This is a genomic window from Streptomyces sp. NRRL S-455 (genome assembly GCF_000717875.1).
GTDB lineage: Bacteria > Actinomycetota > Actinomycetes > Streptomycetales > Streptomycetaceae > Streptomyces.
Window position 1 is genome coordinate 1 of sequence record NZ_JOCT01000044.1, and the last position, 14,919, is coordinate 14,919.

The following is a 14,919-nucleotide window of genomic DNA, read 5'->3' on the forward strand; positions in this document are numbered from 1 at the left end:
CCAACCAGCTGCGGGCGGACACCCCCCGACACGTCCCCTTCCGTGCGACGGCGGCTGCGGGTGCGCGGGGGCGGGCCGCCGATCCGCTTAGCTGCGGGCGGTCGTGCCGCTGGGGCGATGGGGGTCCCCCCTGCTCGAGCGAAGCCGAGAGCTTGGGGGAGGGTGGGCGCAGCGGCACCCCGCTCCGCCGGGCTGCGCAACGCCCCGGCGTCAGTACGGACACCGGGGCGCTTGAAACTGGCAGTGTTCGATCAGTCCTGGTCGTCCGAGTCGTCGTCCTGGTTGTCCGAACGGTCGGCCGTGACCTTGCCCGAGTTGAGGTCGATCTTCCAGTCCTGCTCGGCGCCGCCGGACTTGCGGGTCTCGGCCTCCCAGGACTTGTTCTTGCCGTCCTCGTCCAGGTCGACGGACGTCACCACGCCCTTGCCGGCGGCAGCCTTCGCCGCCTCCTCAGCCGTCACCGAGGAGCCCTTCAGGGCCGACCGCACCTGCGCCGCGTCGTCCTCGTCATCGGTGTGCGCACCGAGAACCTTGCCGTTGGACGGGTCGACGCTGACGCTGTGCCAGCCGTTGTCACCGGACAGGACGTCGACCTTCCAGATCACCTTGCCGCTGTCGTCCTCGTCGTCCAGCTCGGCGGAGACAGCCGTGCCGGGCGTGTGCTTCAGCGCGGAGGCGATGGCCTCGGGCGCCGTGACGTCCACGGAGGCCGTCCGCTCGGCGTCGCCCCGGTCGTCCCGGCCGCCGTCGTCGTCCGACAGCCGGGTGTTCGCCGCCTGCCGCGCCGCGCCCTCGTCGTCACCCGTGGTCGCGAGAGCCGTGGCCGTACCGCCTCCGATCAGGGCGGCAGCGGTCACAGCGGCGATGACGATGTTGCGCTTCATGCGGGTTCCTCCCGAGTCATTTCGTTTTCGACGTGTTCAAAGGTGGCTGACCGAGGCTGAGAGGAACCTGAAACCCCCTGAAGGGATCTTCAGCTTCGTTTTGCCACTCTTTACGCATGCGCCTGTTGATCGTGGAGGACGAGAAGCGGCTGGCCCTGTCGCTCGCCAGGGGCCTGACGGCCGAGGGGTACGCCGTGGACGTCGTCCACGACGGACGGGAGGGGCTGCACCAGGCCTCCGAGGGGACGTACGACCTGGTCATCCTCGACATCATGCTGCCGGGGCTCAACGGCTACCGGGTCTGTGCCGCCCTGCGTGCCGCAGGGCACGAGGTGCCGATCCTCATGCTGACCGCGAAGGACGGCGAGTACGACGAGGCCGAGGGGCTCGACACCGGGGCCGACGACTATCTGACCAAGCCCTTCTCGTACGTCGTGCTGGTCGCCCGGATCAAGGCGCTGCTGCGGCGGCGTGGGGTGGGCGCGGGGGCTTCGCCGGTGCGCGTGCACGGGGATCTGAAGGTGGACACGGCTGCCCGGAGGGTCTTCCTGGGGGACGACGAGATCACCCTCACCGCCAAGGAGTTCTCCGTACTGGAGCAGCTCGTGCTGCGGGCCGGGGAGGTCGTGTCCAAGTCGGAGATCCTCGAGCACGTGTGGGACTTCGCGTACGAGGGTGATCCGAACATCGTCGAGGTGTACATCAGCACCCTGCGGCGCAAGCTGCGGGCCGGGCTGATCCGGACGGTGCGCGGTGCCGGGTACCGGCTGGAGGCGTCGCCGTGAGGCGGCTGTTCGGGTCCGTACGGGCGCGGGCCACGCTCGGTGCCACGCTCGTGGTGGCGGTCGCTCTCGTCGCTGCCGGGGCCGCTGTGCTGTTGTCCCTGCGGTCCAACCTGATCGGCGAGGCCGGTACGCAGGCGGAGGGGTCCGCCCGGGCGGTCGCGTCCGAGCTGGCCGCCGGGACGCCGTACGGCAAGCTGTCGGGGCTGGACGGCGACGTGCCGGTGCAGGTGCTCGACGAGAACAAGCGGCTGGTCGCGGCCAGTGAGGATCTGGAGAAGATCAGCGGTACCGACTCCGACCAGGTGAAGCCGCAGGCGCCGGTCGTGCCTCGCGGGGACGATGACGACGACTCCGACGACCACGAGGAGGCGCTCGACCCCGGCGAGGTCGCCGGGAAGAGCGTCTTCACCAACGGGGCGGCGACGATGGACGGTGACGCGGAGGACTACCGGTTCGCCGCCGTCGCGGTGGAGACCGAGGACCGGGGTCGGCTGAAGGTCTACGCCGGCTGGCCGCTGGCAGCCGAACACGGGGCAGTGCGGACCGCGCTGACGGTGATGCTGATCGGGTTCCCGCTGCTGCTCGGCGTCGTGGCGGGAGTGACCTGGCTGGTCACCCGGCGGGCCCTGCGGCCCGTGGAGGGCATCCGGCGCGAGATGGCCGCGATCACCCAGTCGGAGGACCTGGCGCGGCGGGTTCCGGAGCCGGACACCCATGACGAGGTCGCCCGGCTCGCGAGCACCACCAACGAGACGCTCGCGGCTCTGGAGACCTCCGTGGAGCGGCAGCGCCGCTTCGTCGCCGACGCCTCCCACGAGCTGCGCAGCCCGATCGCCTCGCTGCGGACGCAGTTGGAGGTGGCCGCAGCGCATCCAGAGCTGCTGGACCTCGACGGGGCGGTGGAGGACACCGTACGGCTCCAGCGGCTGGCCGCCGACCTGCTGCTGCTCGCCCGGCTGGACGCGGGGGAGCGGCTGGGCGACGCGAAGATCGACCTCGCCGGGCTGGCCCGGGAGGAGGTCGAGGGGCGGACGGGTGTGACCGTGGACGCGGAGCCGGTGGAGGTGGCCGGATCGCGTGGTCAGGTGGGGCGGGTGCTCGCCAATCTGCTCGACAACGCCCAGCGGCACGCCCGGTCGGCCGTCACCGTGACGGTGCGGCGGGAGGGGGACCTGGCCGTGGTGGGGGTGGCGGACGACGGGGACGGGGTGCCCGAGGCCGACCGGGAGCGGATCTTCGAACGGTTCGTACGTCTGGACGCCGCCCGCAGCCGTGACGACGGAGGGGCCGGGCTGGGGCTCGCCATCGCCCGGGACGTCGCCGTACGGCACGGCGGCACCCTCACGGCCGGCCGGGGGCCCGCAGGCGGAGCCCTCTTCGAACTCCGCCTGCCCCTCGCCTAGGGGGTCACGGGCGGCCGCGCTGCTCGCGCAGGTGCTCCGCGATGGGCTTGAGGGCCTTGTCCAGCTCCGTCAGGGCCTCGGGGGACAGCAGATCGATGAAGTGGCTCCGCACGGACGCCACATGGTGGGGCGCGACCTTCCGCATCGTCGCCATGCCGTGGTCGGTGAGGACCGCGTAGAGCCCGCGGCGGTCGGACTCGCAGTTCTCCCGCCGGACGAGGTCCGCGTTCTCCATACGCGTGATCTGGTGCGAGAGGCGGCTCTTGGACTGGAGGGTGGCGGCGGCGAGGTCGCTCATCCGCATCCGCTGGTCCTCCGACTCGGAGAGGTTCACCAGGATCTCGTAGTCGTTCATTGTCAGGCCGAACGGCTGCAGGTCCTTTTCGAGCTGGTACGTCAACAGCCTGTTGACCTCCAGGTGGGTGCGCCAAGCGCACTGCTCCGCATTGGTCAGCCAGCGCGTGGCCGTCTCGGTCTCCATGAATGAAGTCTACCTAAAAGGTTGAAAGGCGAACTAGTGAGGGTTTTCGTGTGACGGCGCACGCCTGCCGAAAGGTGGTGCGCAGGCGTTCGATGTCACACTCCGCAGACTACCGCTCACAGCCCGAAGCGACGCTGGAGGTCCCCCAGCTGTCCGGGAAGACGCGGTACGCCGGACTGACCGGTCTGGGTCCCGGACGGTCCGCCGCCCGGCACGCCGGCCTGGTGCGGAACGGCCCCCGTGGCCTGCTCGGCCATCAGTGTCTCGGACGACTGGAGCAGCACCGTGCCGGCGCCGACGAACTCGAACTGGTGCTCCTCGCCGGAGGCGCCGCCCAGGCCCGTCAGTGCACGTAGACCGCCCATGACGCCGGTCATGTACCCGTGGTCGTAGTGGTGGCAGGGTGAGGGGCAGTCGGCCCATCCGACCAGGGCCTGCGGGTCGACCCGGAGTGGGGGTTCCATGAACACCACGGGGCCGTTCGACGCGGCCACGAACTTTCCGGTTCCGATGAGGGTCAGGAAACCCGGCACGATTGATTGCTTCAGCGACAGACTTGGCTGAAAAGCGAGCAGATTGCCGGAGCGAATGGTCAGATTGCCGTCCTCGAGGTCATACGAGTTCACGTCGAAGGCCCGGTCGGCGAGCAGCATCCTGCCCGTGCCCTCCGCGACGACCCAGTCGCTCGCGTGCAGAGGCGAATGAAAGGACGTACGGACAAGACGGTCGAGCCGGCCGTGTCCGACGCCGTTGAAGTCGATCGAGCCGTAGTAGGCGATCATCTTCCCCTTCTGCAGGAACCACTGGCTCCCCTTCAGCTCCACACAAAAGGTGTAGGGATTGACGTTGTCGTCGGCCGGCAGCGTGGCCGGGTCGAAGACCGCGGGGCCGGCGCCCGGCGTTCCGTAGGTGCTCACAGCTTCTCCTCCGAGGCCTGGACATACACCGCACCGCTGCCGCTGAGCTCCAGCTGGAACGCCTCGCCCGAGCCGCGGCCCACCATGTCCCGCCAGCCCAGGGCGGTGGACAGCTTGTTGCGGACCTCGCCGTGGTGGGCGACGTAGGCCTGCGGGTCCACGTGCACCGGCCGCTGCGGGGTGATCGGGATCTCGATGACGCCGCCGTGCGCCATGACCGCGACGGCCCCGTGCCCCTTCAGTGTCGTGGTGAACAGCCCCTGACCGCTGACCTGGCCGCGGACCATGCCCATGACGCCGCCCTGGGAGCCCAGGAACATCGTGCCCTGCTGGAGCGTGCCCTCGAAGGCCAGCAGGCGGTCCGCCTCGACGTACAGCGTGTCGCCGGCGAGCTGGAGCACCTGGACGTGATGCCCGCCGTGTCCGAAGAGGACGGTGCCGCTGCCCTCGACGGTCATCAGCGGTGTGTCCTCGTCCGCCACCCGGCGGCCGATCATCGACACGATCCCGCCCTGGCCGCCGGCCGTGTTGGGGGTGAAGGACACCTCGCCCCGGTAGGCGAGCATCGCGCCGCGCTGGCTGAACAGCCGCTGACCGGGCGTCACCGTCGCCTCGACCATCTTCGCGTTGATCTCCCGGAAGGCCATGTCAGACGTCCCCCGCGATCGTGTTCCGCTCGCTCGGCTGCACGTACACCAGCCCGTCCCCTTCGAACCGCATCTGGAAGGCCTCGCCGCCGCCCTCCCCGAGCAGCGTGCGGAACGTCACACCGGACTGGAAGGACTGCCGCAGGTTGCCCTGGTGCGCCACGTAGGCCCCCGGGTCCACGGTCAGCGGGTACTGCGGACTGACCCGCAGCACCACGGCCGGGCCGTGGGACATGATCGCCGCCTGGCCGTGGCCCTCGACGGTCGTCGTGAACAGCCCGTTGCCCTGTGAGGCTCCGCGCAGGCCCGTGAACTCCGTCCCCGTGCGCAGCCCGCCGTCGGTCGCGAGCAGGTTGCTCGACTCCACGTAGAGCTTGTCACCCTGAATGCTGACCAGGTTTATCTCCGAGGCGCGGTCCGCGAACCAGCAGGTTCCCCGGCCCTTCACCTCCATCAACGTCATCTGCTCACCGGTCAGCCGGCGGGTCACCATGCCTCGGATGCCCTCGCCGCCGCCGCTGAGCTTCCTGAAGGCCATCTCGCCGTCGTACGCGACCATCGAGCCGTTCTTCGCCTTCACGGCGTCTCCGGTCATGTCGACGGCGAGCACCTTGCTGCTCTGAAGTCGGAACATCGCCACGACTGCGAAGGTAGCCGGAGGCCGGGGGCGAGGACAGAGCCCGTGGGTGGAGAACGACCCTGATCGAACCCCTGGGTGCCCCCCGGCCGGAGCGCCCGCGGGAGTTTGTCACAATGGGCGGGACGCTTGTGCGTGCGTTCACAAACCGTCAGACCGTACAGACCGTTCGTTCAGACCGCCGCGTCTCTCCCACCGAAGGTGACCCGTGGACCTCAAGACCGCCACCGCCCTCCGCCGCCTCCGCCTGGTCTCGGCCCCCGAGGCGATCTCCTTCCTGATCCTGCTCGTCTGCTCGGTGCTGAAGCGGACCACGGACTTCAACGCCGTGCCGGTGATGGGCGCGGTGCACGGTGTTCTGTTCATCCTGTACGTGATCTTCTGGGCCGACGCGTGGAACCGGGCGAAGTGGGACCTGAAGACCGCGGCTCTCTACTTCGTGCTCTCCGTCCTGCCCACCGGCGGTTTCTTCGCGGACCGCAAGCTGCGGCGTGAGGCCGAGGACGCGGTCATCGCCTCCCGGGCCCGCCAGGAAGGGGTCGTGGGCGCGTGATCGTCGCCTTCTCCGTGACGCCGCTGGGCGTCGGCGAGGACGTGGGCGAGTACGTCGCCCACGCCGTGCGCGTGGTACGCGAGTCGGGGCTGCCGAACCGTACCGACGCCATGTTCACCTCCGTCGAGGGGGAGTGGGACGAGGTCATGGACGTCGTCAGGCGCGCTGTCGCCGCCGTCGAGGAGCGGGCGCCGCGCGTCTCCCTGGTCCTCAAGGCGGACATCCGCCCCGGAGTGACGGACGGTCTCACCTCCAAGGTGGAGACCGTGGAGCGGCACCTCGCCGAGTAGGACGCACCGACCACAGCCCCGGCTCATGACGAGCCGGGGCTTCGCCGTTTCGGGCTCCGGCACGTACCCGGCGCAAACGCGCCCTGCGCACCGGGCAGTTCCCTCTGATGACCCGCGCGGCTCGCGGACTTCGGCGCACCGACTAACGATGAGGGCTCAGGGCCGACCGTCATCCGCCTTTCGGATGCGGCGGCCGCAGTCTGCCCCCGCGAAGGAAGGGCCCGCCGGATGAACACTTCGACGATCACATCCCAGTCGGCGTTCGACGGCTCCAGGCTGCGCGTCCTCCTGCTCGTCGATCTGCACGAAGGCGCCCAGCAACGGTTCCTCGACGCGTACGAGCACATGCGCAGCCGGGTCGCGTCGGTACCCGGTCACCTCGGCGACCAGCTGTGCCAGTCCGTGGAGAACCCGTCCCAGTGGCTCATCACGAGCGAATGGGAGACGGCGCCGCCGTATCTCGCCTGGGTGAACAGTGAGGAGCACCTCGAGACGGTCAAGCCCATGCAGGACTGCGTCCGTGACATACGGTCGATGCGCTACACGGTCCTTCGCGAGACCGGTCGGGCCGTCCCGCTCGGCGACCGGGCCGGCGAAGAACTTCAGGGAACCGTGCGGGTGGGCGACGGAGTGATCCGCCACGCACTGACGTTCACGGTCAAGCCCGGCTCCGAGTCGAAGGTCGCGGAGATCCTCGCCGGCTACGCCCCGCCCCAGGCCCGCGCCGACGACACCACACGACTGCGCCGCACCACGCTGTTCATGCACGGCAACCGCGTCGTACGCACCGTCGAGGTGGAGGGCGACCTGCAGACGGCGCTGCGGCACGTCTCACGGCAGCCGGAGGTGCGGGCCGTGGAGGAAGCCCTCAACCCGCACCTGGAACTGAGCCGGGACCTGACCGACCCCGCGTCCGCACGGGCGTTCTTCATCCGGGCGGCCATGCCGGCCGTGCACCACGTGACGCGTGGCGGGGCGGAGCCGGCCGGTCTGCGGCGCCACGCGCTCTACTACCCGGCCCGTGAGGGCTGCGGGATGGTGTTGGCGAAGCTGCTCTCCCAGCAGGACGAGACCGCCGCGGACGACCCCGCGAGCCCCGTCCACCGCAGCACCGTCTTCCACCGGGACGACCTGGTCGTCCGTCTCATCGACACGCTGGACCCCGAGACCGACCCGGTCAGGGCGCTCGCCATCCACGGCACGCGCAAGGCGGCCGTGCTGGCCCGCCTGCTCGACGGTGCCGCGCTCGGCGTGACAGGGCCCCTCTCGAGCGAACGGGACGCCACCCGCCTCCTGGCGCACACCGAGATGACGCTGATCACCGACCGCACGGCCGACCGGTCCTGACGGACCGCGACGACACCGCCCGTGCACTCCCACCTCACCGAGACCGATCTGGAGACGGACCATGGACAAGACGCGCCCGCGCATCGTGGACATCAGCGAGACCGAGCCCAACCGCAGGCGCGGCGGCGACCTGCGCACCCTGCTCACCCCCCTCACGGTGGGATCCACGAGCGGGTTCATGGGCATGGCCATCATGCAGCCCGGGGAACGCATCAGCGAGCACTACCACCCGTACTCCGAGGAGTTCGTGTACGTCGTCCAGGGCGAACTGGAAGTCGACCTGGACGACGAGACGCGCCCGGTCCGCGCCGACCAGGGCCTCATGATCCCCATCGGCATGCGGCACCGCTTCCGCAACGTCGGTGACGTGGAAGCCCGCATGGTCTTCCATCTGTCCCCCCTGGCGCCGGAGCCGCGCCTCGGCCACGTCGACACGGAGACCCTGGAGGGAAGCGAGGCCGGCGGGCCGCACCCGGCCGTGCAGGCGGACGGCGCCCGGCCCGAACGACGAGGGGTCCCCTCGTGACGCGGCGGGTGGCGGTCACCGGTATCGGCGTCGTCGCCCCGGGCGGGATCGGCATATCGGCCTTCTGGGACCTGCTCTCCAGCGGCCGGACCGCGACGCGGGGCATCACCCTGTTCGATCCCGAGGGGCTGCGCTCCCGTATCGCGGCCGAATGCGACTTCGACCCGCTCGCGCACGGCCTCGACCCCGCCCAGGCCGAACGCGCCGACCGGTACATCCAGTTCGCCCTCGTCGCCGCCGCGGAGGCGGTGGCCGACTGCGGCATCGACTTCGGCGCGGAGAACCCCTGGCGGGTCGGTGTCTCGCTCGGCAGTGCCGTGGGCGGCACGACCCGCCTGGAGCGCGACTACGTCCTGGTCAGCGAGCGAGGACAACGCTGGGACGTCGACCACCGGGCCGCCGAACCGCAGCTGCACCGGGCGTTCTCGCCCAGCACCCTGGCCTCCGACGTCGCCGAGCGCTTCGGCGCCCAGGGGCCCGTGCAGACCGTGTCCACCGGCTGCACCTCCGGACTCGACGCGGTGGGCTACGGCTTCCACACGATCGAGGAGGGCCGCGCCGACATCTGCATCGCCGGAGCCTCGGACTCCCCGATCTCCCCGATCACCATGGCCTGCTTCGACGCCATCAGGGCGACGTCGCCGAACAACGACGACCCCGAGCACGCCTCCCGGCCCTTCGACGCCCACCGCAACGGATTCGTCATGGGCGAGGGCGCCGCGGTGCTCGTCCTGGAGGAGCTCGAACACGCCCGTGCCCGCGGCGCGCACGTCTACTGCGAGATCGGCGGCTACGCCACGTTCGGCAACGCGTACCACATGACCGGACTGACCAGTGAGGGCCTGGAGATGGCCAAGGCCATCGACACCGCGCTCGGACAGGCCCGGCTGGATCCCACCCGCATCGACTACGTCAACGCCCACGGTTCCGGCACCCGCCAGAACGACCGTCACGAGACCGCCGCGGTCAAGCGGTCGCTGGGCGCCCACGCCTACGACACGCCCATGAGCTCGATCAAGTCCATGGTGGGCCACTCGCTCGGCGCGATCGGCGCGATCGAGGTGGTCGCCTGTGTGCTGGCCCTGGCCCACCAGGTGGTCCCGCCGACGGCGAACTACGAGACCCCGGACCCCGAGTGCGACCTGGACTACGTGCCGCGTACCGCACGCCCGCGCAAGCTCGACAACGTGCTCTCCGTGGGCAGCGGTTTCGGCGGGTTCCAGTCCGCGGTGCTCCTGACGGGGCCGGGCGGGAGGAAACGATGAGTGCTCAAGCGACCCGGCACACGGCCATCACCGGGATCGGTGTGGTCGCGCCCAACGGAACCGACACCGGGACCTACTGGAAGTCCGTCCGGGAGGGTCTGTTCGTCCTCGACCGGATATCCCGGGAGGGGTGTGGGCACCTGCCGCTCCGCGTCGCCGGCGAGGTGCGGGGGTTCGATCCCTCGGCCCTCATCGAGGAGACCTTTCTCGTCCAGACCGACCGGTTCAGCCACTTCGCGATGGCCGCCGCCGACGCGGCCCTGAAGGACGCGGGACTGAGCGACGCCGCCGCCGGCTCCCCGTACTCGGTCGGTGTGGTCACCGCCGCCGGGTCCGGTGGCGGTGAGTTCGGCCAGCGGGAGCTGCAGCGGCTGTGGGGGCAGGGATCCCGTTTCGTCGGCCCCTACCAGTCCATCGCCTGGTTCTACGCGGCCAGCACGGGCCAGATATCCATCCGCGGTGGCCTCAAGGGCCCCTGTGGCGTGGTCGCGAGCGACGAGGCCGGTGGCCTGGACGCCGTCGCGCACGCCGCCCGGACCGTGGGGCGTGGGACCGACGTGGTCGTGGTCGGCGCGGCCGAGGCGCCGCTCGCTCCGTACTCGATGGTCTGCCAGCTCGGCTACCCGGAACTCAGCACGGCCGAGGACCCCGCACGGGCCTATCGTCCCTTCACCTCCGCGGCCTGCGGCTTCGCGCCGGCCGAGGGCGGTGCCGTGCTGATCGTCGAGGACGCCGGCCGCGCCCGCGACCGTGGGGCGGAGATCCGCGCCGTCGTGGCGGGCCACGCGGCCACCTTCACCGGTGCCTCGCGGTGGGACCGGTCACGCGAGGGACTCGCCCAGGCGATACGCGGTGCCCTCGACGAGGCCGGCTGCGCACCGGAGGAGATCGACGTGGTCTTCGCCGACGCGATGGGTGTCCCGGACGCGGACCGCGCCGAGGCCCTCGCCCTCGTCGACGCGCTCGGCCCGCACGGCGGCCGGGTGCCCGTCACGGCCCCCAAGACCGGCATCGGCCGCTCCTACTGCGGGGCACCGGTGCTGGACGTCGCGGCGGCGGTGATGGCCATGGAACAGGGACACATCCCGCCCACGCCGAACGTCTTCGACATCTGCCACGACATCGACCTGGTGACCTCGCAGGCCCGCCCGGCCGAGCTCCGCACGGCCCTGGTCCTCAGCCGTGGACTCATGGGCTCCAACGCGGCCCTGGTACTGCGCCGGGGCCACTGAGCCGCACCGCACGACAAGGAGAACGCGCATGAGCAGTGAAGTGACCCTCGAAGAACTGGCCGCACTGATGAAGAAGGCCGCCGGCGTCACCGTCGACCCGTACGACCTCGAAGCCCGCGTGGACACCCCGTTCGCCGAGTTCGGGCTGGACTCGCTCGGCCTCCTCGGCATCGTGGGCGAGCTGGAGAACCGGCACGGCCGGGCGCTCCCCACCGACGCGGAACGGTGCAAGACCCCGCGCGACTTCCTCGACCTCGTCAACAGCACGCTCACGGCAGGAGCCTGACATGGCAGGACACACCGAGAACGAGATCACCATCGCCGCACCCCTCGACCTCGTCTGGGACATGACCAACGACATCGAGAGATGGCCGCGGCTGTTCAGCGAGTACGCGGACGCCGAGGTGCTGTCCCGGGACGGCGACACCGTGACCTTCCGCCTGACCATGCACCCGGACGAGAACGGCAAGGTGTGGAGCTGGGTGTCGGAACGGACCGCCGACCGCGAGAAGCTCACCGTCCGGGCACGCCGGGTCGAGACCGGGCCCTTCGAGTACATGAACATCCTGTGGAAGTACGAGGAGACGCCCGACGGCGTCCGCATGCACTGGACCCAGGACTTCGCCATGAAGCCCGACGCCCCGGTCGACGACGCCGGGATGGCGGACATCATCAACCGCAACTCGCCCGTCCAGCTGGCCCTCATCCGCGACCGCATCGAGCAGGCCGCGACCACCGCACCGGCCTGAGCGGCACCCTCACCCGAGGAGAACCCATGCACCACGCCCTGATCGTCGCCCGGATGGCTCCGCACTCGGCCCCGGACATCGCCGAGGTCTTCGCGGCCTCCGACCGCGGCGAACTGCCGCACCTCGTCGGGGTGACCCAGCGCTCCCTGTTCCAGTTCGGCGATGTGTACATGCACTTCATCGAGGCCGAACAGGACCCGGGCCCCGCCATCGCGCGGGTGGCCGGGCACCCCGAGTTCCTCGACATCAGCAAGAGGCTCGCCGCGTACGTCAGCCCGTACGACCCGGAGACCTGGCGGGGTCCGAAGGACGCGATGGCGCAGCGCTTCTACCACTGGGAGAGGGACGCGGCCCCGGCCACCCGGTGAAGCGGTACGACGACAAAGGCCGCTGCCCGTCGCGGGCAGCGGCCTTTCTCGTGTGCGGCTGCGACTCGTGTGTGCGGCTACGAGGGGGAGCCGCGGTCCAGGGCCGGCAGCAGACGCAGGGCGTTGTCCCGGTTGATGCCCCGGAGTTGCTCGGGGGAAAGGGCGGGATCGCTGTCCAGAGCGGGGGTCGCGACGTCGGCGATGACCTGTGCGGGCGTGGGCGGCCAGTCCGTGCCGAAGAGGATGCGGCCCGGATCCACCGTGGCCAGCAGCGTGGGGGTGGAGGAGGGGGACATGGGGCCGGCGGTGTCGAAGTAGAACCGGTGCAGGTAGTCACGGACCCTGCTCGGCTCGATCGCGGGGGTGAGGTGACCGCCGAAGAGTTCGAGCCTGGTGGCCATGTACGGCAGGAAGCCGCCTCCGTGCGGAAGGACGAAGCTGAGATTCGGGTAGCGGTCCAGGGTGCCGTTCCTGATCAGGTTGATGGCAGCGCGCGTGGTGTCCATCAGGAAGTCGCACACGAAGGGCGGCATCCCCGGCAGTCCGGGACCGCCGTCCTTGCCGCCGGCCGGTACTTCCATGGGGTGCGTGCTGATGACGGCGGACCGCTCGTCCAGCTCCCGCAGGAGGCTGTCGTGGGAGTCGTCGCCCAGGTAGACGCCGTCCATGCTCGTTCTCGTGCTCACCCCCACGGCGCCGAGTTCGTCGAGTCCGTAGCGCAAGCTCCACCGGGAGAGCTCCAGGTCGTCGAGGAAGACCGGAGTGAAGAAGGCGAAGCGCGCGGGGTGGGCCTCGACGACATCGGCCGCGGCCCGCAGGGCGATCCGTGCGCTCTCCTGACGTTCCGCGGGCTCACGGAAGCGTCCGAGCATCGCGACGGTCATGACGGCCGTGCTGATGCCCGTCTTGTCCATGACCTCCAGGGCCGTGTCCATGTCCCAGTGCGTCCACCAGGGCAGCTTGTCGCGTCTGACGACGCCGTGGTCCTCGGCCCAGTCCAGCCAGGCGGGCGCGGTGAAATGGTGGTGGACGTCCACTCGGCCCGCGACGGGGCCGTCTTCGATGGTCATCGGCGTGTCCTCGGAGTCGCTCGGTGGGTGGTGGGTGGGTGGGTGCTCAGTCGCGGCAGAGCACGGTGCGCAGCACGTCCGTCAGTTCACGGTCGGCGGACGGCGTGTGGGCGTGCGCGCGCCATGCGACGAAACCGTCCGGGCGCACGAGCACGGCACCGTCCTCGGCCGTGCCGTGCAGCGAAGCCCAGTCGGCGTCCGGTTCGGGCGCCAGGTCGTGATCAGGGCCGTCCCCCACGAGATACGTCTCGACCGGGACGCCCAGCTCTTCTGAGGCCCGCTCCGCCGCGCGGCGCCACCCCCCGCCCTCGGGCCCGGCCAGCAGGACGAAGGAACGCTCGTACAGGTCCAGAGTGGAGATCCTGGCGCCGTCCCTCCTGACCCACATGTGGGGTGCGCGGCTCCCCGGCTCTCCGCCCAGCTCGAAGTCGTCCGGGACGACCGGCCGCTCGGGGGAGCCGCCCACCACGGCGTCGGACGCGTACCGATAGCAGAGGGCGACCGTCATCAGGTCCGCCGGGTCGTCGTTGCGTCCCGACGGCCTGAACCCCGGGTGCTGCTCCTCGACCGCCTGCTGAGAGGCCCGGGTGCTCGTCGCGAGGGCCACCGGCCGGCGCTCGCGCTCGTACGTTTCGAGCAGCCGCGGGCCGGCCCAGCCGCGGAGCACCGCGGCGAGCTTCCAGGCGAGGTTGTGGGCGTCCTGGATCCCGGTGTTGGAGCCGAACGCCCCGGTGGGCGGCATTTCATGCGCCGAGTCCCCGGCCAGGAAGACCCGGCCCCGCTGATAACTGTCCGCGACCAGTTTCGATGCGTGCCAAGGGGCCTTTCCGGTGATCTCGACATCGATGTCCGGGACCCCGACGGCCGCCCGGACGTGTGCCGCGCAGCGCTCGTTGCTGAAGTCCTCCAGTGATTCACCCTGGTCCGGGACCCAGGGAATGTGGATGACCCATCTCTCTTCGTTGTCCACGGGCAGCAGGGCGCCTTCGCCCTGCGGATCGGTGAAATAGCAGACAATGAAACGCTTTTGCCCCACGTATTCCTTGAGTCCCTTGCTCCGGAAGGTGACGCTGATGTTGTGGAAAAGGGCTCCGGGGCCTGACTGGGTGATTCCCAGACGCTCGCGGACGGGGCTTCTCGGGCCGTCGGCGGCCACCAGGAAGCCGGCCTTCACGGTGTATGTCTCACCGGACTCCCGGCTCATGATCTGGGCCCGGACGCCGTCCCCGTCCTGCGTGAAGGACAGCAGCTCCGTGCCGAAGCGGACGTCCCCGCCCTGCCGGGCGCGTTCGAGCAGGACCGGCTCCAGGTCGTTCTGGCTGCACAGGCACCAGTTCGAGGAGCTGACGCTGGAGACGTCCGTGCCCGCGGAGATGTCCTGGATGATCCAGCGGCGCCGGCTGCCCGTGAGGGTGTCCACCTGGAGGACCCCGTCGTTCCCGGCGAGAGCGAAGGCCGCCTCCCGGACACGCTGCTCCAGTCCGGCGGTCCGGAAGATCTCCATGGTGCGCACGTTGTTCCCACGGCCGCGTGGGTGAGTCGATGTCGCGGCGTGCCGCTCCACCAGCATGTGCTCGATTCCGAGACGTCCCAGGAACACGGACGTGGAAAGTCCCACCAGGGATCCCCCCACGACGAGAACTGGTACGGATTCCGCTGCGCGTCCGCTCACTGGCTTCCTCAGCATTCGGCGACTGCCCGGCCCGCGGATTGGCGGACTGGTCCGTCCAAAACGTTTACCAAGCGAAGACCAAGGGCGCGATCC

At 70.3% G+C, this 14,919-nt stretch carries 18 protein-coding genes; 11 read left to right on the forward strand and 7 right to left on the reverse strand.

Translation table 11 applies throughout. From position 1 onward, the window contains the following. Positions 1 to 251: 251 nt before the first annotated feature. On the reverse strand, positions 252 to 884 hold the full coding sequence (locus IE97_RS0136525; protein ID WP_030251284.1) for a PepSY domain-containing protein: 633 nt from the start codon (positions 882 to 884) through the stop codon (positions 252 to 254). 116 nt (positions 885 to 1,000) lie between these two features. Here IE97_RS0136525 and IE97_RS0136530 point away from each other — a divergent pair, with 116 nt between their 5' ends. Further along, entirely contained in the window at positions 1,001 to 1,669 is a 669-nt protein-coding gene (locus IE97_RS0136530; protein ID WP_030251287.1) for a response regulator transcription factor, read from the forward strand. Next, entirely contained in the window at positions 1,666 to 3,072 is a 1,407-nt protein-coding gene (locus IE97_RS0136535) for a sensor histidine kinase (RefSeq protein WP_030251290.1), read from the forward strand. The genes IE97_RS0136530 and IE97_RS0136535 overlap by 4 nt, the downstream gene beginning before the upstream one ends. Positions 3,073 to 3,076: 4 nt before the next feature. Here the strand turns inward: IE97_RS0136535 and IE97_RS0136540 are convergent, their stop codons facing one another. The 4 genes from IE97_RS0136540 to IE97_RS0136555 all read right to left on the reverse strand — a co-directional run bounded on the left by IE97_RS0136540 (position 3,077) and on the right by IE97_RS0136555 (position 5,751). Next, complete coding sequence (locus IE97_RS0136540) at positions 3,077 to 3,553, reverse strand: MarR family winged helix-turn-helix transcriptional regulator (protein WP_030251293.1); 477 nt, start codon at positions 3,551 to 3,553, stop codon at positions 3,077 to 3,079. A 116-nt stretch (positions 3,554 to 3,669) separates the two neighbouring features. Further along, positions 3,670 to 4,470 carry an AIM24 family protein gene (locus IE97_RS0136545; protein WP_030251296.1) on the reverse strand — a complete coding sequence of 267 codons (801 nt, stop codon included), beginning with the start codon at positions 4,468 to 4,470 and terminating at the stop codon, positions 3,670 to 3,672. Beyond that, a complete protein-coding gene (locus IE97_RS0136550; protein ID WP_030251300.1) occupies positions 4,467 to 5,117 on the reverse strand; it encodes an AIM24 family protein in 651 nt (216 codons plus the stop codon). Before IE97_RS0136550 ends, IE97_RS0136545 begins: the two co-directional genes overlap by 4 nt. A gap of 1 nt (position 5,118) precedes the next feature. Next, positions 5,119 to 5,751 (reverse strand): AIM24 family protein, encoded by a 633-nt coding sequence (locus IE97_RS0136555; RefSeq protein ID WP_030251303.1) that lies wholly within the window; start codon positions 5,749 to 5,751, stop codon positions 5,119 to 5,121. A gap of 211 nt (positions 5,752 to 5,962) precedes the next feature. Between IE97_RS0136555 and IE97_RS0136560 the strand changes: the two genes are divergently transcribed. The 9 genes from IE97_RS0136560 (at position 5,963) to IE97_RS0136600 (ending at position 12,084) form a co-directional block, all read left to right on the forward strand. Continuing rightward, a complete protein-coding gene (locus IE97_RS0136560; protein WP_030251306.1) occupies positions 5,963 to 6,307 on the forward strand; it encodes a DUF3817 domain-containing protein in 345 nt (114 codons plus the stop codon). Then, positions 6,304 to 6,597: an MTH1187 family thiamine-binding protein gene (locus IE97_RS0136565; protein ID WP_030251309.1), complete on the forward strand. Its 294-nt coding sequence runs from the start codon at positions 6,304 to 6,306 to the stop codon at positions 6,595 to 6,597. Before IE97_RS0136560 ends, IE97_RS0136565 begins: the two co-directional genes overlap by 4 nt. 228 nt (positions 6,598 to 6,825) lie before the next feature. After that, a complete protein-coding gene (locus IE97_RS0136570; protein ID WP_030251312.1) occupies positions 6,826 to 7,944 on the forward strand; it encodes a SchA/CurD-like domain-containing protein in 1,119 nt (372 codons plus the stop codon). A 61-nt stretch (positions 7,945 to 8,005) separates the two neighbouring features. Beyond that, entirely contained in the window at positions 8,006 to 8,470 is a 465-nt protein-coding gene (locus IE97_RS0136575) for a cupin domain-containing protein (protein WP_030251315.1), read from the forward strand. After that, positions 8,467 to 9,735 (forward strand): beta-ketoacyl-[acyl-carrier-protein] synthase family protein, encoded by a 1,269-nt coding sequence (locus IE97_RS0136580; protein ID WP_030251317.1) that lies wholly within the window; start codon positions 8,467 to 8,469, stop codon positions 9,733 to 9,735. The genes IE97_RS0136575 and IE97_RS0136580 overlap by 4 nt, the downstream gene beginning before the upstream one ends. Then, positions 9,732 to 10,967, forward strand: a complete 1,236-nt coding sequence (locus IE97_RS0136585) for a ketosynthase chain-length factor (protein WP_030251321.1) — start codon at positions 9,732 to 9,734, stop codon at positions 10,965 to 10,967. The genes IE97_RS0136580 and IE97_RS0136585 overlap by 4 nt, the downstream gene beginning before the upstream one ends. 28 nt (positions 10,968 to 10,995) lie before the next feature. After that, entirely contained in the window at positions 10,996 to 11,253 is a 258-nt protein-coding gene (locus IE97_RS0136590) for an acyl carrier protein (RefSeq protein ID WP_030251325.1), read from the forward strand. Between the two features lies 1 nt (position 11,254). Beyond that, entirely contained in the window at positions 11,255 to 11,716 is a 462-nt protein-coding gene (locus tag IE97_RS0136595) for an SRPBCC family protein (protein ID WP_030251332.1), read from the forward strand. 26 nt (positions 11,717 to 11,742) lie between these two features. Continuing rightward, positions 11,743 to 12,084, forward strand: coding sequence for a TcmI family type II polyketide cyclase (locus tag IE97_RS0136600; protein WP_030251335.1), 342 nt, complete (start codon positions 11,743 to 11,745; stop codon positions 12,082 to 12,084). A gap of 77 nt (positions 12,085 to 12,161) precedes the next feature. Here IE97_RS0136600 and IE97_RS0136605 read toward each other — a convergent pair whose 3' ends face one another. Together IE97_RS0136605 and IE97_RS0136610 are read right to left on the reverse strand one after the other, a co-directional pair. Next, positions 12,162 to 13,154, reverse strand: a complete 993-nt coding sequence (locus IE97_RS0136605; protein WP_030251338.1) for an amidohydrolase family protein — start codon at positions 13,152 to 13,154, stop codon at positions 12,162 to 12,164. 46 nt (positions 13,155 to 13,200) lie between these two features. Next, on the reverse strand, positions 13,201 to 14,841 hold the full coding sequence (locus tag IE97_RS0136610) for an FAD-dependent oxidoreductase (protein ID WP_051705263.1): 1,641 nt from the start codon (positions 14,839 to 14,841) through the stop codon (positions 13,201 to 13,203). Between the last annotated feature and the right edge of the window lie 78 nt (positions 14,842 to 14,919).